The following is a 19,776-nucleotide window of genomic DNA, read 5'->3' on the forward strand; positions in this document are numbered from 1 at the left end:
TCTACTGCTTCTTTTGCCTGTTTCCGACTGTTTCAAACCTTCGCATTGTTAACATCCATTATTTTACTGATTATTTTTTACAAAGCGACGAAACATTTCCCGGTTCCTGCCGTCCAATATAATGTGAACCTGATGCAAAAATAACAGTAGATGTTGTCGAAATAGAGAGAAAGATTTGGAATTTTCTCATTTGCAGAGTTGTTCCAAGTCAACAATTATGGTACGCTTCACAAAGAATAGAAACGAGAGGTAATGATATGGAAGAACGATCTCAACGCAGAAAAAAGAAAAGACGCCTCAGAAAATGGGTGAAATTTGTACTGGTTTTTGCCGCTTTCTTATTGGTGATCGCCGGTTCCGTCGGCACCTACGCATTTGTGAAACTGAATAGTGCGACCAAAGAAGCGCACGTCAGCCTTGACCGCGGCGACCAGTCCGTGAAACGGATCAAAGAGTTTGATCCGAAGAAGGATTCTTTCACCGTATTGCTTTTAGGAATAGACGCCCGTGACAATAAGGGCGAATCAGTAGATGACGCAAGAAGTGACGCCAACGTGCTCGTCACCTTCAACCGGAAAAAGAAAACAGCGACAATGCTCAGCATCCCGCGGGATTCCTATGTCAATATCCCGGGACACGGCTATGACAAATTCGCGCACGCACATGCTTACGGCGGTTATAATTTAACTTATAAAACAGTAGAAAACATGCTTGATATTCCGGTAGATTATGTGGTTGAGAGCAACTTTAACGCATTCCGGGATGTCGTCAATGAATTGAACGGCGTTACGGTAAATGTGAAAAGCCAGAAAATTGCCGATCGTATTAAAGTCGATACAAAAGGAAAAGTCGTGCTGAAGCCGGGCGTTCAGACGCTTGACGGCGAGCAGGCATTGGCTTATGTAAGAACACGCAAAGCGGACACCGATCTGATGCGGGGACAAAGACAGATGGAAGTGCTGAGCGCCATTATTAACAAATCTAAATCGTTAAGCTCGATCCCTTCTTATGACGATATCGTCGACAGCTTAGGGAAAAACTTAAAAATGAACTTATCTCTTAATGATGCCATCGGCCTGTTTCCGTTTATCACATCGCTGAAAAAAGTGGATTCTTTGCAGCTGACAGGTTCAGACAGCTATATTTACACTCCTCAGTACGGCAAAAATATTTATTACTTCAAGCTGAATGAGGAGAAGCTTCAAGAAGTGAAAGCGACATTAAAAAAAGATTTAGACGAGTAAGATGTCACGGCGGGGTTTCAGCAAACCCCGCCGTTTTTCTGTTGAAAAAAAGGACATGAAGGTATAGCCTTTTAACTGACGGCTTTCTGTGCTGATTTCACAAAAAGCTGAACATACTACATGAAGCAGCTTTATTTTTAAGGAGGGCATCCATACATATGAAATTGATAGCCATTGACTTAGACGGCACATTACTGAACTCGGAAAGTGTGATTTCTCCGGAAAACAGAGCGGCTTTACAAAGAGCGGATGAATCGGGCATTCTTGTGGCCATCTGTACGGGCAGAGCCACTTTTGACGTTAAGGCGCTCTTAAAAGATTTGGATATTCCGATCATTGCGGCAAACGGCGGGACAGTTCACGACAAAGGATACCGCCTCATCAGCCGGTTCTTAATGGATCAGCAGGCCGGTAAGGATATCGCCGCTTATTTAACGGGAAACGATATTTACTTTGAGGTTTATACGGATGATCATCTCTTGTCTCCGTTTGACGGCGAGTCCAAACTGCAGGCGGAACTGGACATTCTGAAAAGCGCCAATCCTGAGGAAGATATTCAGACATTGTGGGAGGGCGCAAAGACGCAGTTCAAACAATTCGGCATTAAACCCGTGCAGGATATACAGGCGATTTTTGACGGAGACGAACATATTTACAAGCTCCTTTGTTTCTCTTTTGATATGGAAAAACTGAAAAACGCCAAAGAAGAAATTACACATCACCCGAAATTATCCCAGACTTCTTCCGGAAAACACATTATCGAAATCCTCCCTGCCGGTTCCGGAAAGGGACGGGCTCTGAGGGAGCTTGCTTCACTGTACGGAATAGAAAAACAGGATATTTACGCCATCGGCGACAGCCCGAATGACTTCTCCATGTTTGAAGCGGCCGGAAACCGCATCGCCATGGGCAATGCGATTGATGAACTGAAAGAAAAAAGCACATATATTACAAAAAGCAATGATGAAAACGGTGTTGCCTATTTCATCAACCGGCTTCTCGACAATGAACAATAAAAAATCTGTCCGGCAAAAGCCAGGTCTTCCACGACCTGGCTTTTCATGTTTCCAAAAAGGAGTTTCATGATGTCGAATGCAATCGCTATTATTGGATTTTCAGCTTTTCTCTTCGCACTTGGATACGGAATATTCCATCTCATATGCAAAGCAGTAAAAAAAGAAAAACGTTTTTCAAAAAAGCTGTTTTGGCCCCTTCTCATCGGCGGGTTTATCCTGTTCTTAATCGGAGGCTCCTCGGCAGAGCCGGACACAGCGGCCGTGAAAGCGGAGGAGAAATACAGCACCCTTGATACGGCTAATCAAAAATTGACGAAGGAACATCAGGCGCTTGAGAAAAAATATGAAAGCATCAGCGCCGCGGCCGAAAAGGAAAAATCCGAGGCCGAAGCAGGCAATGAAGAAAAACTCAGCAAACTCAGCAAAGAAATAAATGAGCTGAAAAAAACAAACAAATCACTCAAACAAGACAATGAGAAATTAAAAGATTCACAAAAGAAACTCGAAAAGGCCGCTGAAACGCTTCAGTCAGAAAATAAAACATTAAAGCGGCAAAAGGAAGAAACAAAAACAGCCGGAAACGCTGAATCGGCGCAAAACACAGCCTCTTCCTCCGGCGGGCATGCAGAAACGAAGGCAGCCGACACCTCACAGGGATGCAACATTAAAGGCAGCCGAAACGGCATTTATCACACGCCGGGAAGTACATACTACGATCGGACGACAGATCCAGTAGAAATGTTCTGTTCTGTAGAGGAAGCGGAAGCGGCGGGATTCAGAGCGCCGAAACGGTAAATAGAAAAAGACGTCAGAGATACTCTCTGACGTCTTTTTTTACGGAATCCGGATGCTGCCCGCATACTTGTCCTTCCAATAAGCGCTCGTATTCATATTTGTTATGGTCACGCCTGCGGACAGAGTGACATGAATAACTTGTCCGTTCCCGATATAAATGGCCGGGTTCAGGCTTTCCGCTTTAAAAAAGACCAGATCGCCCGGCTTCAAATCCTGTTTACTGACCGGAGCGCCCGCCTGCATCTGCTTCTCCGCGTAACGCGGCAGGCTGATTCCTTTCGCTTTTTGATAGACGTATTGAACAAATCCCGCCGTATCAAAGCCGGTTTCCGGTGAAGCGCCGCCTTTCAGATAAGAAATTCCGATATAATCAGCTGCTGTTGACACAACGGGATTATCTTTGGAAATGGCCAGATTGCTGAATCGGCGCACCCCTGTATAATGTTTTTTCCAATAATCTTCCGACAAGTAGGAAATGGTGACTTTTGCAGAGCGGCTCGCTTGGATGAATCTTCCCTCTCCCGCATAAATGCCCGCATGGGAAATTCCTTTTTTATACGTATCACTGAAATAAATCACGTCCCCGGGCTTTATGCTGCTCAGTTTTATTTTCTCACCGACCAGCCACTGCTGTTCCGCAGATCTCGGCAGGTAAATGTGAAGCTTGTTTTCAAAAACATATTGGACAAGCCCTGAACAGTCGAATCCCTCTTCAGGTGTGCTTCCGCCGAATACATACGGAATGTCGAGATAACGGGCGGCCTCCTGAACGATCGGATTATCAGCCAGCTCCGGATCTTTTGTAATCCGCTTTGCGCCAAGATATAAATTCATCCAATAATTGCTTTTTTGAAAGCTTGTGACGGTTACGCCTTCTGACGGAGAACTGTGTATCATCTCTCCATTTCCGATATAAAGGCCGTCTTGGACGGGCGCGGTTTGTAATGAATCCGACTTTTTGAAAAAAACAATATCCCCCGGTAAAAGCTCATTTTCTTTGACGGCAGCTCCGACTTTCCATTGATCACTGACCGTTCTCGGCAGATGGATGTTCTGCCTGCTGAAAAGATACTGTATCAATCCGGACGGATCAAAACCGTCCTTAGGCTCGTCGCCTCCGTAAACATATTTATTTCCGACAAGTTTTTGCGCGTCTGAAACCATCAGGGCAGAAACTTGAGAATCCGCTTCAGCAATTTCCGTTCTCGTTACTGCAGGTGCCACAAGACAAATCATAAGGCCGGCAAGGATGTACTTCCTCCAGCTTGTGAGCATGTTTTCTGTTCACTCTCCTTATTTTTACTAGTTCTTACATCGGTAACTTTAAGTAAATGTTTAGGAGAGCATAAAAAAAGAATGCCCGATACGGGCATTCTTTACTGGATTCGGTACAAAAAATATGCCGGCAAGCGGAAGCATGCGCTTATTTTGCGCCCGCTGTGTCCTCCTGCTGAATTTTTTGCATTTCTGTGTCAATTTTTTGTTTTTCCTGATCTGTGAGCTGATCATTGAATTTAAAAGCTGACATAAACATAAATACCATAATGATTGCGGCAAACGGCCATCCTGCTTTAATGATTTTCATTTGTTTTTCACTCCGCTTTCTTTTTTAAAATATCGCTGTGATCCACATCAAACGTTAACTTTCCGTCCTTGACGCTCCACTTGAAATTCGATTCTTTCGTCAGTTCACGTATGATTGTTTTATGGTTAATGCTGCCTTTTTTAACCGGCGCAGGCGTTGCTTCGTGAATGTTCATCGGTGTGACTTCAAAGCGTCCCGTGCCGTTTTTCTGAAGGTGATATTGAACAAGCGCCGTGTCTCTCGTTCTTGTCCATCCCTGGTCAAATACGAAGTTGCCCAGGCTGTAGAAAATAACGGTGCCGTGGTACATTTCGATCGGTTCAAGCACGTGCGGATGGTGTCCGACGATAATATCCGCTCCGGCATCTGACATTGCTCTTGCCAATTGGCGCTGTCTGTCATTCGGATCATTATCGTATTCCTGTCCCCAGTGTGTTTGAACAATGACGAGGTCTGCATTCTTTTTGGCTTTAGAGATCATTGGAATAAACAGCTCAGGATCGGCCGGAAGCACACCCGGCGCATTCCGTTTAGCTGCAAAGCCTTTTCCGGAAACATCTGTGAATCCTAACGTTGCGATTTTGACTCCGTTTACATCTTGATATGAAATGTTCTCCTCGGCTTCTTTAAGCGTCAGGCCTGCACCGACAAGTTCAAGGTTCTGCTTTGAAAATTCTTCAACCGTATCCCGCATTCCTTGAGGGCCGTAATCCATCGCATGGTTGTTGGCTGCCGTCAAAACGGTGAAATTCATGTCCTTCAATACTTTTACGGCATCTTTGTTTGACTGAAGGTGGATATTTTTTTCTGCTTCTTTGTAGTTCTTTTTATATGTTACCGGGTTTTCAAAGTTCCCCGACACATAATCGGATGCTTCGAAGAATGGCTTTGCGTAGCGGAAGACGCTTTCCGTTCCGTTATGCTTTGTCACTTTCTCCACATTCCGGCCCATCATAATATCTCCGACGAATGAGGCTGACACAAGGTCATCGGCATTTCTTTTCACACTCGGCGTCTCCGCCTTCCCTGTCAGGATGCAGACGAACATCAGGCAAAAGACGATCGGCAGTGCGATAAAAACGTGAAGATTAGTCTTCTTTTTCTGCTGTTTGGTCAGCTTCAGCAGTTTTTCTTGAAAGGTTAATTGTTTTTTCATCGTTTGACACACCTTACATTAGATTAAGTAGTAAGCAAACATAATGGCAAAAGTTGCGCCGCTTAAGAACAGCGTGCTGGCAAATGTAATCGTTAATCCCTGTTTCTGAATGGTGTTGGCGATCAGACCCGGTACAATGATACCGATTCCGCGGAATTCTGATATCTCAAACGGTACGATCGGGTAAAGAAAATCAAGTGCGATTTTTAAGCAGATTCCCGTAATCAGCATTGCTGCGAATTTTCTGCGTCCGTACAAAATCATAAATCTGGATAAACCGTATTTGACGATGACGTATGTAAGAAGACTCACTAACAGCACGAGTAAAATAAAGACCGGCTGGTTAAAAACGAGTCCTAAATAACCCGGTACGACTAAACCGGCAGGTACGATACCTGTTTTTTCCGCAAAAATTAAACTGATTAACACGCCTAAAATAAGTGAGATATATAAATCTGATCCGAACATTTATCCTTTTCCTCCTAGCTAACGAGCTGTTTCACCTTATACTCTTGGATTTTTTCAATTAATGGTTCCGCTGAACCGTGGATATTGCCGACGCCATATATGACACGGTTTTGCATTCTTGTTTTCAGCACGTCCATGATTTCGTCTGTTGATTTATATTCCAGATCGTGCAGTGTATCAGCAGGAATCTTGCCTTCTTCATAAGCTCTGACGATCGGTTCTGTTGTCTCGCCGATGAGAATGAGTTCCTTCGTTTTAATGTACGGAAGCACGTCGTTGGCAAACTGAATCGTTCTGTCCACGCGGTCGGCACGGCAGTTCATGATAACAATCGGTTCATCTGTCGGGTAGCCGATTTCCTTTACACGTTTCCATATATTTAAAGTAGAAGATGCATCATTTGCGGCAAAGCCGTTTACGAAATGACCGGGCTCCTTCGTGCTGAGCAGCGGGAGAATTCTCATGGCGCCAGGATCAGGCGGCGCATTCAGCATTCCTTTAAACGCTGTTTCTTCATCTATACCAAGAGCTTGGGCAACACCGAGCGCAAGGGAAGCGTTATCAGGAAAGACCATATATTCGAATTTCCGCAGGTATTCATCAGTAATTTTAGAGTTATCCGCAATAATAACTTCGGTATTCCGCTCTGCGGCTTTTTCTTTAAAGAAATCTGTGTATTCACTGTCTGCAATCACAAGATGGCCGTTATATGGAATCGTCGCGGTAAATGCTTCAGCAATTTCATCAAGCGTCGGCCCCATAACGTCCATATGGTCTTCAAGCACATTCACGATGACGCCGATGTTGGCTTGAAGCAGTTCTTCCTGAAAGATAATCTGATAATCCGGGTTTACCGCCATACATTCACTGACAATGGCATTGGCGCCCCGCTCTACGGTTTCCTTCATTACCTCTTTTTGCTCGCCGATATTCGGGCCCTGCGGTTTCCGTTTGATCGGTTTCTCCTCAGGTGTATCCCAATAGATCATCCTTGCATCTGTTCCCGTCGTTTTTCCGACTGTTTTGTAGCCCGCCTCCATCAGTATTCCGGTCGTCAGCCTCGTTACGGTTGACTTGCCGCGGATACCATTAATATTGACGCGTACTGGCAGAGCATCGATATTCTTCTGATGCCGCCTTTTTTCAATGATTCCGATGATTAGTACGGCAGCACAGGCTATAATGAGTAACCACATTGATTTTTGACATCTCCTTCTGTATTGATAAATTCATTCATCAGTATATAGCTTCACTATGAATTCTCAATCGGCATTATGTAACATAATCTCCTCGCCTGCACTAAGCCAAACTTCTCTATTAGCGGCGCTATTCTTCCTATTATCGAATTGCTTTTTTTGGGAATAGGCAGGACTTCGAACTTACTTTAATTTTTTTAAAGAAAAATGAATGCGTTTACATTTTCCTACGGATATTCGTTTGGACTAAATGGACTATTTGCGTTCCGGAAGAAAAAGATGCAATCATAATCCATCTTTTCATAGCCCGTTATATCAACATTTTCCGCACTGCGCATACGATTCGGGACTCTCCGTCCGCTGGATGCAGACTGCCTTTTTTGTTAAGGATAAGGTCATAAAGTCATTCATTTTCCCCCATATCCTGCTGTCAGTCCTATTCCAAAATAACTATCGGAATGACTTGCACATGACAGAAACAGACGGGTCCGGAGTGTTTACAGGAAATACACAATTTATATGCGGAAAGTCTATTTGCTTTTGTTCCGTATACAGGACATTTATCACTCTTTTGAAATAATTTTAATAAATCTTTATATTCGTTCAAGAAATGTTCATCCATATTTGTGAAGTTCTTGGTAAAACATCAAGCATCATCAATAAATTCCTCTATTTTATAAAATGCATAAAAAAGGAATAGCCGCTGAAAACTACAGATAACGCGGAAAGGAGGCGGTCTGATGTCTGCGGATATACAAAACAAACGGCTTCCCGGTGATTTTGAATCGGCTGTACGAAAAATGCAGGAACTGATGTGTGTTTGCGGAGATTTTAAAATACGAAGGATCAAACTGCAGGATCGTCAAACCGCTTTTTTTTATATTGAACAAATGATAGAAGAACAGAAGCTTAATGAGTTTCTGTTAAGCGACAGCTTGCAGAACGGCTCACTTGAGGAAGCGATGGATGCTGTCAGCAGTGCGGAAACGGATGAGATCAGAAAAATTATCGACGGGATTTTGGCCGGCCAGGTTGTTTTTCTCAGCGATGCGTCAAGTAAGGCGAAGCTGTTCTCTGTCGGGCAGAACCCGCTGCGTTCCATTATGGAACCAGAATCTGAAAGCATCGTCCGCGGGGCCCATGACGGGTTTGTGGAAAGTTTGGAAACGAACATTCATCAGCTGCGGTTTCACATACAGGACCGCCACCTCTCCGTTCACTATATGGATATCGGGGAACGGGCCAAATCAAAGGTTGCAGTCATTTTTGTTGAGAATATCGCCAATCCGGAGATTGTGGAGGAAGTGAAGCGGCGCCTGTCGTACCTGCGTATCGACAGTGTGCTTGCGCCCGGAATTATCGAGGAGTCGATAGAAGATAATTCGTTTTCCATATTCCCGCAGATCGTTCATACGGAACGGCCGGATAAAGCAAAAGCAAGCGTGATGGAAGGCTGTGTCCTCATCATGATGGATGGGAGCCCGTCAGCCTTAATTGCGCCGATCACGTTCTTTTCATTTTTTCAATCGCCGGATGACTACAGCACAAGGTGGATTTCCGCCAGTTTTTTGAGGGTGCTGAGATTTTTCGCCTTTATGATCGCGATTACGCTGCCCGCTTTTTATATCGCGCTGATTGCGTTCCATTTTGAAGTCATTCCCAACGATCTGATTATCACCATGAAAAATTCGATTGTAGATATTCCCTTCCCTCCGCTGATAGAAGCCATGATTATGGAGATTACGATCGAACTGATCCGCGAAGCCGGTATCAGGCTCCCGAAACCGATCAGTCAGACGATCGGCATTGTCGGCGGTCTCGTGATCGGTGACGCAGTCGTTCAGGCGGGACTCATTTCGAATATGATGATTATCGTCGTAGCCGTTACGGCTGTTTCCTCTTTTGTGCTTCCTTCATATGAAATGAGCACGTCCATTCGAACGCTCAGATTTCCGCTTATGTTTCTGGCATCATCGTTCGGTTTTATCGGTATCGGGCTCGGCTTCGGGCTTATCCTGATGAACCTGTGCAAGCTTGAATCTCTCGGGGTTCCTTATCTATCATCTCTGACGCCGTTTCATTTCAGTGACTTAAAGGATGCGTTTATCCGGCTTCCGGCTTGGTTCATTAAAAGAAGGCCGTTTTATTTGAGGCCGCAAGACTCAAAGCAGATTAAACATGTTCGGGGGTGGAGAAAAAATGAAGACTAAAAAAATCAGCCGGCTTCAAGCAGTATTTTTCATTAATCAGACGCAGATCAGCATCGGCATTTTGGCGCTGCCCCACTTGCTGATGATGAAATCGGGAAGCAGCGGGTGGATTTCCATTCTGCTCACCGGGCTGCTTGTCCAGCTTACATTCAGTCTGTATATGATATTATTTCACCGGTTTCCGAAGATGAATCTGTACGAAATGCTGGAGGAGGTGTTCGGAACATTCGCCGGCAAAGGGCTGCAAGTGCTGTATATTTTATATTTTACGTTTCTCTGCACGCTCATTCTTTCTGTATTTACACGGATCTTGGATATCTGGGTGCTCCCTCTGACTCCGAATTGGGTCATCTGCTTAATGCTGATACTCGGTTCTGTCTATATCGCCCAAGCCCCGCTGAATGCTATCGCCAGGTTCAGCTTTATCTTAACGCCATTTTTACTGCTGATCTCTCTGCCGCTTTTATACACGCTGGGAAAAGCTGATGTGACAAACATTATGCCGATTTTTCACGGAACCGCCAAAGACATGCTGACCGGGGTGCAGCAGACACTGGTCAGCATTACCGGCTTTCAGGCAGCGCTTGTAATCGGGCCCCTTATCAACTGCACCGTCAGCCAGCGCTACAAAATAATGACGATTTCAAACGTCTGTATTGTCCTTTACTATCTGTACATCACCCTTACTTGCTTTGTCACAATCAGCCCCGAAGAAATAAAGATTATCCCGGAGCCTGTGCTGTATTTGTTAAAAACCGTTTCATTCAGAATTATCGAACGGACGGATCTGCTCTTTTTGACGTTTTGGTTCGTGACAGTCTTTTCAACATTGGCCAACGTGTTTTATTTGGCAAGCACCGGAATGGCCAAGCTGTTCAACAAAAAAGACCACAGCCGGTTTGTTTATCTGCTGGCCCTGCTCGTCTTTCTTCCATCTATTTGGGCCATAAGCACGGATAAAACGATACAGCAGCTGGATCAGGTTTTCCGTCTTTCCGATATTGTCTTTGTGTATTTGTTTCCGGCGTTTATGACATTGATTGTCCTTGTACGCAAAAAGGGTGTCCGCCATGCGCATTAAAAAAGCGCTTCTTATCAGTCTCATGTGTGCAAGCCTTACGCTTACGGGCTGCTGGGACCAAAATTTATTTAAAGATATTTCTCTCGTGCTGACCGCAAGCCTCGACGTGGATCAAGACGGTAAAAATAAAATCGGCATCACCTATCGGAAGGTTCAATCTTCCCAGGCGGAACAGGAAACAGGCGGCTCCTTCATTACGACGGTGCTCAGCGCTTCAGGGCACACCATCCGTGAAGCGCGGTTCCAATTGGATAAGCTTGTCGATCAGCGCATTGACACGTCCAAGCAAAGAGTCTTACTAATCGGTGAGAAAATGGCTGAAAACCGCTTTTTCCATATCTCGATGTATTTTACAGGGATCCGAAAAGTCCGCTTCTCGCTCATCCGGCGGTTGTAAAGGACGGCGAGGCGATTGAAGTGCTGAAGCTGATCGTCCGGCAGAAATTGATCGTCAGCAAGTATTTAACGAATTTATTAACAAGCGCTTATACGGAATCAAATATCAGCATGGAAAATTTGCAATCCATCCGTTCAAGCATGCTGACAGCTAATGAGGATTTCGCCCTTCCTTATTTATCGATTAACGGACAGACCATAAAGGTAGAGGGTTCAGCCCTGTTCAGCGGTCAGCGGAAAGTGACTGAGGTGCTCGGTCAGGATTCGACCCTTCTGACTCTTTTAAGCGGGCAATTTAATAAATCGGCCAATATTAATCTGAAGCTGTGGGACAAATACAAAATGGATATTGAAAATTACATTTCTCTCGGCATCACGGATACCTCGAGAAAGATTGTATTTTTAGATACAGATCCTCAGCATTTGAAAGTGAAAATTCGTTTAAACCTGAATGCACGTGTCTTGGAGTATCCGAAGGACAAACTGAGTTCTTATACGGCTATCAGCCAAATTAACAAACAGGCTTCAGCTAATCTGAATGAACAGGCCAGATCGGTGATCAGGCATATTCAAGAGCATAACTCGGATATTTTCGGCATCGGCCGGAGATACCAAACCCATTATTATGAGCGGGGCAAACATCTCAATTGGCGTGAGATCTACCCTTCCATTGAGATTGTTCCTGATATCAAAGTCAATATCTCACAAATCGGTATCGTGAATTAAAGGAGGCCCCGGCCTCTTTTTTTGTTGCCAATCGAAATTATTCGTGGTACTCTTTCTATGTAAACGGTTACATAAATGAAGGAGGAGTGTTTGTTGGCAACGATTAAAGATGTCGCAGGCGCTGCCGGCGTCTCTGTTGCCACGGTCTCGCGTGTCCTCAATGACAATGGCTACGTGCATGAAGATACAAGAACAAAGGTCATGCTGGCCATGGAGAAGCTGAATTATTATCCGAATGAAGTTGCCCGTTCTCTTAATAAAAGAGAATCCAGACTGGTCGGGCTTTTGCTTCCGGATATTACAAATCCCTTTTTCCCGCAGCTTGCCCGCGGCGCTGAAGACGAATTGCAGCGGGAAGGATACCGGCTGATCATCGGCAACAGCGATGAAGAATTGGAAAAAGAACTCGACTACCTGCAAACATTTAAACAAAATCAAGTTGCCGGTATTTTGGCAGCCACCAATTATCCCGACCTTACCGAATACAGCGGCAGCCTTTACCCGGTCGTATTTCTGGACCGGACAAAAGAAGGCGCCCCGTCCGTATTCAGTGACGGACGGGCAGGCGGAAAACGAGCGGCTGAAGAAATGCTCCGCGGCCAAAGCACAAGCATCACGCTTGTCAAAGGCCCCGGCCACCTTCAAACCGCTCAGGAACGTTTTAACGGCGCACTTGATGTGCTGCAAAAAGCCGGCGCGCAGTTCAATGTCATCTCCGCCGCTTCATTTTCCATCAAGGATGCGGCCATTTTAGCAGAAGAATTGTTTGCCGCATACCCGGAAACCGACGGCGTCATCGCCAGCAACGATATTGCGGCGGCCGCCGTACTCCATGAGGCGCTGCGGCTCGGTAAAAAAGTTCCGGAGGAGATTCAGATTATCGGATATGACGATATTCCGCAGAGCGGGCTTTTATTCCCGCCCCTTTCAACCATTCGCCAGCCTGCATATGAGATGGGAAAACGAGCGGCAAACCTGCTGCTGCAATTGATAAAGAAAGAACCGCCGAAAGAGACGGCCATACAAATGCCCGTGACATACATAAAAAGACAAACGACGAGAAAGGATGATCACCATGAGTGAAATTTGTGTTATCGGCAGCTGTTCTATGGATCTTGTTGTCACATCTGAACGACGCCCGAAAGCGGGAGAAACCGTACTGGGCGCAGACTTTCAAACCGTGCCCGGAGGAAAAGGCGCCAATCAGGCCGTAGCAGCTTCCCGCCTGGGCGCAAACGTATATATGGTAGGAAAAGCAGGCAGTGACAGTTACGGAAAAGCGATTATTGAAAATCTGCAGGCAAACGGTGTCAATACGGACTATATGGAAACGATTACACACAAAAAAAGCGGAACGGCTCATATTGTGCTCGCAGAAGGAGATAACAGCATCGTCGTCGTAAAAGGCGCAAACGATGACATCTCCCCTGCTTATGCCAAAAGAGCGCTCGCGAAACTTCCCGGCATTGACATTGTGCTGATCCAGCAGGAGATCCCTGAAGAAACCGTTGAAGAAGTGTGCAGCTACTGCCGCGCGCATCAAATTCCGGTTATCCTGAATCCGGCGCCGGCCCGCCCGCTGAAACAATCAACCATTGAGAATGCCGCTTATCTTACGCCGAACGAACATGAAGCATCCATTTTATTTCCTGACCGGACGAAAGAAGAAGCGCTCGCCGGCTATCCCGGCAAATTGTTTATTACCGAAGGAAAACAAGGCGTGCGGTACTCAGACGGCACCGCGGAACGGCTCGTTCCCGCCTTCCCTGTTGAAGCGGTCGACACGACGGGAGCCGGCGATACCTTTAATGCGGCATTTGCCGTCGCACTCGCGGAAGGACAGGACATCGAACAAGCGCTTCTGTTTGCCAACCGCGCCGCCTCCCTGTCCGTGCAGCACTTCGGCGCCCAAGGCGGCATGCCTGCCAGAAAAGAAGTCGAGGAGCTGCTGTCATGAAAAAACACGGAATGTTAAACAGCCACATTGCCAAAGTATTAGCCGATCTCGGGCATACAGACCTCATCGCGATCGCCGATGCGGGTCTCCCCGTCCCTGATGGTGTCCCTAAAATTGATTTGTCCTTAACGGCGGGCGTTCCCGCCTTTCGGGACGTTACCAAACTGGTCGCCGGAGAAATGGCAGTCGAAAAGGTGATTGCCGCCTCTGAAATCAAAGACGCAAATCCTGAGAATGCAAGATTTATAGAAAGCCATTTCTCAGAGCAGACGATCGAATACATGTCCCATGAAGAATTCAAACGGCTCACACGGAAAGCAAAAGCCGTCATCCGAACGGGTGAAATGACGCCATACGCCAACTGCATCCTGCAGGCGGGTGTGATTTTTTAGAAAGAAGGGATCCAGCATGCACATCGGCATGACAGACATTCATAAAGCCTTCGGGAAAAACCAAGTGCTCTCCGGCGTCTCATTTGAGCTTCTGCCGGGAGAAATACACGCTTTAATGGGAGAAAACGGAGCGGGCAAATCGACTTTAATGAATCTGCTCACCGGGCTGCACCGGCTTGACAAAGGAAATATTACGATAAACGGAACAAATATGAGCTTCTCCAATCCAAAAGAAGCCGAAAAACACGGAATCGCCTTTATCCATCAGGAGCTGAATATATGGCCGGACATGACGGTGCTTGAAAACCTCTTTATCGGTAAAGAGCTGACGACGGCATTCGGTGTTTTGGAAACGAAGAAAATGAAAGCGCTAGCAAAATTACAGCTTGAAAAACTGGGTGTCTCACTGCCTCTTGATCGGGAAGCCGGACAATGTTCCGTCGGACAGCAGCAGATGATTGAGATTGCCAAAGCGCTGATGACAAACGCCGAAGTCATTATTATGGACGAACCGACCGCGGCGCTGACCGAACGGGAAATCAGCAAGCTGTTTGAAGTGATGACGGCGTTAAAGCAGGACGGCGTATCAATCGTCTATATATCGCACCGAATGGAAGAAATTTTTTCAATTTGTGACCGGATCACGATTATGCGGGACGGCCTTACTGTCGACACGGCGCATATTAAAGACACCAATTTTGATGAAGTGGTCAAAAAAATGGTCGGGCGGGAGCTGACCGATCGATATCCGACACGTACACCGTCACTCGGCGATAAGGTGCTCGAAGTAAAAAACGCCTCAAAAAAAGGAAGCTTTTCACAGGTCAGTTTCCATGTGCGCGCCGGAGAAATCCTCGGTGTTTCCGGCTTAATGGGTGCCGGACGGACAGAAATCATGAGGGCGCTGTTCGGAATTGACCGGCTCGATTCCGGAGAGATCCGGATTTCCGGCCGAAAAACCGACATTCGGAATCCATATGATGCCATCCGTAAGGGACTGGGTCTGATTACAGAAAACCGCAAAGATGAAGGGCTGCTGCTGGATACGTCCATTCGTGAAAACATCTCATTGCCGAACCTGACCAGCTTCTCTCCGAAAGGCATCATTGACCGAAAACGCGAGGCGGAGTTCGTTGAGCTGCTCATCAAAAGGCTGACGATTAAAACCGCGTCTCCGGAAATCGCGGCGCGGCACTTATCAGGAGGTAATCAGCAAAAAGTCGTCATCGCCAAGTGGATCGGTATCGGTCCAAAAGTTCTCATCCTCGATGAACCGACAAGGGGCGTCGATGTAGGCGCGAAACGGGAAATCTATTCATTAATGAATGAACTGACCGATCGCGGAGTCGCCATCATCATGGTTTCTTCCGAGCTGCCGGAAATCCTTGGCATGAGTGACAGAATCATCGTCGTCCATGAAGGCCGCATCAATGGAGAAATCAATGCGGCCGGCGCAACACAAGAACACATCTTGACACTTGCCACGGGAGGGCAGCAGAATGAAAACTGAACCAATGACACCAACTGAACAAAAGCGTTTTTCCATTCATACCTTCACGCAAAAACTCGGTCCGTTTCTCGGCTTACTGATTCTTGTGTTGATCGTTTCTGTGTTAAACCCGAGTTTTCTTGAACCGCTCAATATTCTCAACCTTCTTCGGCAGGTTGCGATTAACGCACTGATCGCATTCGGAATGACATTTGTCATCTTAACGGGCGGCATTGATCTCTCTGTCGGAGCCATCCTCGCCTTATCAAGCGCATTAGTCGCCGGTATGATGGTATCAGGCATTGACCCGATCTTAGCCGTCATCCTCGGCTGCGCGATCGGCGCCGTACTCGGTATGATCAACGGTTTCTTAATAACAAAAGGGAAAATGGCCCCGTTCATAGCCACTTTAGCGACAATGACCGTCTTTCGGGGACTGACTCTCGTCTATACGGACGGAAATCCGATTACGGGACTCGGTACAAACTACGCTTTTCAATTATTCGGGCGCGGGTATTTTCTCGGCATCCCCGTCCCCGCCATTACGATGCTCATTGCATTTGCGGCCCTATGGATTCTTCTCCACAAAACACCGTTCGGCCGCCGGACATACGCCATCGGCGGCAATGAGAAAGCGGCGCTGATATCGGGAATCAAAGTACCCCGTATCAAGATCATGATCTATTCTCTGACAGGTTTATTATCGGCGCTGGCGGGAGCGATTCTGACATCACGCCTAAATTCCGCACAGCCGACGGCCGGGGAATCATACGAGCTGGACGCCATCGCAGCGGTTGTTCTCGGCGGAACGAGTTTGTCCGGCGGACGGGGGCGCATCATCGGAACGCTGATCGGGGTTTTGATTATCGGAACGCTGAACAACGGTTTGAACCTTCTCGGCGTATCATCTTTTTATCAGCTCGTCGTCAAAGGAATCGTCATTTTAATCGCGGTGCTGCTGGACCGCAAAAAATCGGCATAGTAGGAGGATCATTATGAAGAAAGCCATCATCGCGATTGCGGCATTATCACTGTTTTTGCTGTCCGCCTGTTCACTTGAACCGCCCCAATGGGCAAAGCCGTCAAACGCAAAACATAAAAAAGAATTTACAATCGGACTGTCCGTCTCCACTTTGAATAACCCATTCTTCGTTTCATTAAAAGAAGGCGTTGTAAAGGAAGCCAAAAAACGCGGTATGAAGGTCATCATTGTCGATGCTCAAAATGATTCATCAAAACAGTCGAATGACGTAGAAGATCTGATCCAGCAGGGCGTCGATGCACTGCTGATCAATCCGACCGACTCATCAGCGATTTCAACCGCCGTCGAATCGGCAAATTCCCTCGGCATTCCTGTCATTGCGCTTGATCGTTCAGCCGAACACGGCAAAGTCGAAACGCTTGTCGCCTCTGACAATGTCAAAGGAGGAGAGATGGCGGCCGGCTACCTCGCCGACCAGCTCGGAAAAGGCGCCAAGGTGGCAGAATTGCAAGGGGTTCCGGGTGCATCGGCGACTCGGGAACGCGGAACGGGCTTTCATCATATTGCCGACAAAAAGCTGGATGTCGTAACGAAACAAGCGGCTGATTTTGACCGCACAAAAGGATTAACCGTCATGGAAAACCTGCTTCAGGGCCACCCTGACATCAAAGCCGTGTTTGCCCATAATGATGAAATGGCGCTCGGTGCGCTCGAAGCGATCAACAGCTCAGGCAAACACATTCTGGTCGTCGGTTTTGACGGAAATAAGGATGCGATTTCTTCCAATAAAAACGGGAAGCTGACAGCCACGGTCGCCCAGCAGCCGGAACTGATCGGAAAACTGGCGGCCGAAGCGGCGGAACAGGTGCTAAAAGGAGAAAAAATCAAAAAAACCATTTCCGCTCCATTGAAACTTCAAACGCAAAAGTAACCGTCTGATGTTTATACTTCCGGAAAAACGTGAAAGGAAGAAGTAAAAGGAGAGATAGAGATGAAGAAAACAGCCAAAGCGGCATCCATCCTGACTCTTGCAGCGGGAATATCAGCGGCTTCCGCTGCCGGAATAACGCCTCTTCCCGCGACACACGCGCAAGAAGCGGTCAAGATTGACGATCTGTACAGCTATCCGCTTGATTCTTATCTCGTTTCCGCGGAAGCATTGAACGTCAGAACAAAAGCATCAGCAGCCAGTCCGAAAGCTGATATCCTTCATTTAGGCGACAGCTTAAAGGTTGTTTCATTCCCGAGCGCTGACTGGGCAAAAGTTCATTATAAAAACGGAAAAACAGGATTTGTATCTACTCATTATATTGTTAAAGAAGCAACCACCGTAAAAACAACGGCAAAAACTAAAGTATTTACAGAAAAACAAGCGGTCAAAGCTTCCCTTGCTAAAAACACGAGCGTTTCTTTCTTAGGCTGGAAAAAAACAGCCGGCGGCGGCATTGATTTCGGCTGGGCGCTTGTCGATTACGGCGGCGCAACGGGATATATCAGCACAAAAGATCTGCAAAAACTGACATAATATCAAAACGGATTTCGCAAATTCAGCGCGAAATCCGTTTTTTTCTTTCTGACAGTCAAAAATGTCGGGGATTCGAAATATTTCTCAGGAAATATTGTCGGATGAAAACGAATCGGCGGCTCATTTTAAAATGATTTCTTTATGTAAGCAGCCAGACGTTTGGCATTGTCATGAATATCCGTCGCATCCGCCCCATTTACACCGTACAGCGCGAAAGCCGGCAAATAGGTCATACCTGTAAAATTAGCCATTGCCTGAAACGGCCTTAACAGCTCGCTCAATGTAAAGTGATTGGACCCTCCTGCCTGGTATGCATCCTCTCCGGCACCTACGGAAACTGCCAGCATCAATTCTTTGCCGTGCAGCGCCTTTCCTTTGGAGCCGTAGGCCCAGCCGTACGACAGCACATGATCCATCCATGTTTTTAAAAGCGGAGGCGCACTGTACCAATACAGCGGAAATTGAAATACGATTCGGTCATACTGTTCACACAGATGACGTTCTTTTTCCGCATCGATTTGCCCGTCCGGATATTCTTTATAAAGCTCACGGACCGTGAGTTCATCATGTTTTTTTAATTCTTCTGTCCATGCCTTATTGACCGCTGAGTTCTCCATGTCAGGGTGAACCGCTAATACCAATACTTTCACAGCTACCACACCTTTCCCTTTTGTCTGTATTTTACCTAATCATTGCCGATTCAGCCAAATAAAAAGAAAGCCCCGAAGAAAAATGGGCTTTCTTTTTTCATTTATTCAGGGCTTCCTTCGGTTGTTTCAATATCCTTCGCGAAATTAGGATTATCTAAATTTGCGTTGAAAAAGTCCGCCGTATTCGGAAGCTTGAGGTTCATGTTCATTTTTTGAGAAATGGTCACTTTGCAATCATTAATGACATAGTCAAACACATGCCCGCCGGAATTGCGCCCTTCATCAATGAAGTGCAGGTGATATCCGGAAACGGCGATGCCGTTTGCGTAACCCGGTGTCCAGAAGCCGGCGATCGTTCCCTGAATGTCGTCAAAGTTGAACACAGGCTGTGTTTTCACCGCTTCGATCATCGGAACGTACGGCTTCTCCTGACGCTCTACCGTTCTGGTCTGCACCTTTTTAAATACGCCGTCTAAACGGATCGCATAAAATAAGTTTTTACTAGGCAGAAGGCTGGCGATTTCCTGCTCGAATTCTTCACGGGTCATTTCGCCGTCGATCGTATGCGTCATATCCGGTGTGAAAAATGTGAAGGAGCAGAATGGTGACAGGTCTCCGCTTTTAACAGGCGTAGCCGTTCCGTCGCCGCGCAGGCGGTAAAATTGTCCGTCAAAACCGATTAATTCGCCGTCCAGTTTGTTGAAAGTGCCGATTCCGAAATCACCGAACTTCGGAATATCAGCCATATCAAAATCTCCGTCATATACTCCATCCAGCAGAGATGTCATAGTTGATACTTGATAAACCTGATCCTCAGGTGAGCCTTTGTCTCCGCGGCCCATCACTTGGATGTCACTTGCGTTTTTCATATTCCCTTCACTCCTTTTAAATTGGGCTGTTTTAGTAAA

The 19,776-nt window shown here is 46.5% G+C and carries 19 protein-coding genes and 1 pseudogene; 13 read left to right on the forward strand and 7 right to left on the reverse strand.

Going from position 1 to position 19,776, the window contains the following annotated elements:
* Positions 1-257: 257 nt before the first annotated feature.
* The 3 genes from BAMF_RS37945 (at position 258) to BAMF_RS37955 (ending at position 3,055) form a co-directional block, all read left to right on the forward strand.
* The gene (locus BAMF_RS37945; protein WP_013353818.1) at positions 258-1,244 is read left to right on the forward strand and encodes an LCP family protein; all 987 of its coding nucleotides are present in this window, start codon (positions 258-260) and stop codon (positions 1,242-1,244) included.
* Positions 1,245-1,402: 158 nt separating this feature from the next.
* Positions 1,403-2,260 carry a Cof-type HAD-IIB family hydrolase gene (locus BAMF_RS37950; RefSeq protein WP_013353819.1) on the forward strand — a complete coding sequence of 286 codons (858 nt, stop codon included), beginning with the start codon at positions 1,403-1,405 and terminating at the stop codon, positions 2,258-2,260.
* A gap of 69 nt (positions 2,261-2,329) precedes the next feature.
* A complete protein-coding gene (locus BAMF_RS37955) occupies positions 2,330-3,055 on the forward strand; it encodes a sunset domain-containing protein (protein ID WP_014472313.1) in 726 nt (241 codons plus the stop codon).
* A 39-nt stretch (positions 3,056-3,094) separates the two neighbouring features.
* Here the strand turns inward: BAMF_RS37955 and BAMF_RS37960 are convergent, their stop codons facing one another.
* The 5 genes from BAMF_RS37960 to pgsB all read right to left on the reverse strand — a co-directional run bounded on the left by BAMF_RS37960 (position 3,095) and on the right by pgsB (position 7,460).
* Positions 3,095-4,330, reverse strand: coding sequence for a C40 family peptidase (locus BAMF_RS37960; RefSeq protein WP_013353821.1), 1,236 nt, complete (start codon positions 4,328-4,330; stop codon positions 3,095-3,097).
* A gap of 148 nt (positions 4,331-4,478) precedes the next feature.
* Complete coding sequence (edmS, locus tag BAMF_RS41370; RefSeq protein WP_013353822.1) at positions 4,479-4,640, reverse strand: extrachromosomal elements maintenance protein EdmS; 162 nt, start codon at positions 4,638-4,640, stop codon at positions 4,479-4,481.
* Positions 4,641-4,647: 7 nt separating this feature from the next.
* The gene (locus BAMF_RS37965; RefSeq protein ID WP_013353823.1) at positions 4,648-5,796 is read right to left on the reverse strand and encodes a CapA family protein; all 1,149 of its coding nucleotides are present in this window, start codon (positions 5,794-5,796) and stop codon (positions 4,648-4,650) included.
* Positions 5,797-5,814: 18 nt separating this feature from the next.
* Entirely contained in the window at positions 5,815-6,264 is a 450-nt protein-coding gene (gene pgsC, locus BAMF_RS37970; protein ID WP_003151340.1) for a poly-gamma-glutamate biosynthesis protein PgsC, read from the reverse strand.
* Positions 6,265-6,278: 14 nt separating this feature from the next.
* The gene (pgsB, locus tag BAMF_RS37975) at positions 6,279-7,460 is read right to left on the reverse strand and encodes a poly-gamma-glutamate synthase PgsB (RefSeq protein ID WP_013353824.1); all 1,182 of its coding nucleotides are present in this window, start codon (positions 7,458-7,460) and stop codon (positions 6,279-6,281) included.
* A 740-nt stretch (positions 7,461-8,200) separates the two neighbouring features.
* Here pgsB and BAMF_RS37980 point away from each other — a divergent pair.
* From BAMF_RS37980 to BAMF_RS38030, 10 genes and pseudogenes are all read left to right on the forward strand, one after another.
* Entirely contained in the window at positions 8,201-9,670 is a 1,470-nt protein-coding gene (locus BAMF_RS37980; protein ID WP_013353826.1) for a spore germination protein, read from the forward strand.
* On the forward strand, positions 9,660-10,751 hold the full coding sequence (locus BAMF_RS37985; protein ID WP_013353827.1) for a GerAB/ArcD/ProY family transporter: 1,092 nt from the start codon (positions 9,660-9,662) through the stop codon (positions 10,749-10,751). The genes BAMF_RS37980 and BAMF_RS37985 overlap by 11 nt, the downstream gene beginning before the upstream one ends.
* A pseudogene (locus tag BAMF_RS41020) lies at positions 10,741-11,873 on the forward strand (Ger(x)C family spore germination protein). Before BAMF_RS37985 ends, BAMF_RS41020 begins: the two are co-directional and overlap by 11 nt.
* A 93-nt stretch (positions 11,874-11,966) precedes the next feature.
* A complete protein-coding gene (locus tag BAMF_RS38000) occupies positions 11,967-12,956 on the forward strand; it encodes a LacI family DNA-binding transcriptional regulator (RefSeq protein WP_041481678.1) in 990 nt (329 codons plus the stop codon).
* The gene (rbsK, locus tag BAMF_RS38005) at positions 12,949-13,830 is read left to right on the forward strand and encodes a ribokinase (RefSeq protein WP_013353831.1); all 882 of its coding nucleotides are present in this window, start codon (positions 12,949-12,951) and stop codon (positions 13,828-13,830) included. Before BAMF_RS38000 ends, rbsK begins: the two co-directional genes overlap by 8 nt.
* Positions 13,827-14,222: a D-ribose pyranase gene (gene rbsD, locus BAMF_RS38010; protein ID WP_013353832.1), complete on the forward strand. Its 396-nt coding sequence runs from the start codon at positions 13,827-13,829 to the stop codon at positions 14,220-14,222. The genes rbsK and rbsD overlap by 4 nt, the downstream gene beginning before the upstream one ends.
* A 16-nt stretch (positions 14,223-14,238) precedes the next feature.
* On the forward strand, positions 14,239-15,732 hold the full coding sequence (locus BAMF_RS38015; RefSeq protein ID WP_013353833.1) for a sugar ABC transporter ATP-binding protein: 1,494 nt from the start codon (positions 14,239-14,241) through the stop codon (positions 15,730-15,732).
* Positions 15,722-16,693, forward strand: coding sequence for a ribose ABC transporter permease RbsC (gene rbsC, locus BAMF_RS38020; RefSeq protein ID WP_013353834.1), 972 nt, complete (start codon positions 15,722-15,724; stop codon positions 16,691-16,693). Before BAMF_RS38015 ends, rbsC begins: the two co-directional genes overlap by 11 nt.
* A 13-nt stretch (positions 16,694-16,706) precedes the next feature.
* The gene (rbsB, locus tag BAMF_RS38025) at positions 16,707-17,624 is read left to right on the forward strand and encodes a ribose ABC transporter substrate-binding protein RbsB (RefSeq protein WP_013353835.1); all 918 of its coding nucleotides are present in this window, start codon (positions 16,707-16,709) and stop codon (positions 17,622-17,624) included.
* Between the two features lie 60 nt (positions 17,625-17,684).
* A complete protein-coding gene (locus BAMF_RS38030; protein ID WP_013353836.1) occupies positions 17,685-18,218 on the forward strand; it encodes an SH3 domain-containing protein in 534 nt (177 codons plus the stop codon).
* Between the two features lie 125 nt (positions 18,219-18,343).
* Here the strand turns inward: BAMF_RS38030 and BAMF_RS38035 are convergent, their stop codons facing one another.
* Entirely contained in the window at positions 18,344-18,868 is a 525-nt protein-coding gene (locus BAMF_RS38035; protein ID WP_041481679.1) for an NAD(P)H-dependent oxidoreductase, read from the reverse strand.
* Positions 18,869-18,969: 101 nt separating this feature from the next.
* Positions 18,970-19,737 carry an acetolactate decarboxylase gene (gene budA, locus BAMF_RS38040; protein ID WP_013353838.1) on the reverse strand — a complete coding sequence of 256 codons (768 nt, stop codon included), beginning with the start codon at positions 19,735-19,737 and terminating at the stop codon, positions 18,970-18,972.
* Positions 19,738-19,776 lie beyond the last annotated feature (39 nt).

The sequence above is a fragment of the Bacillus amyloliquefaciens DSM 7 = ATCC 23350 genome, from assembly GCF_000196735.1.
Lineage (GTDB): Bacteria > Bacillota > Bacilli > Bacillales > Bacillaceae > Bacillus > Bacillus amyloliquefaciens.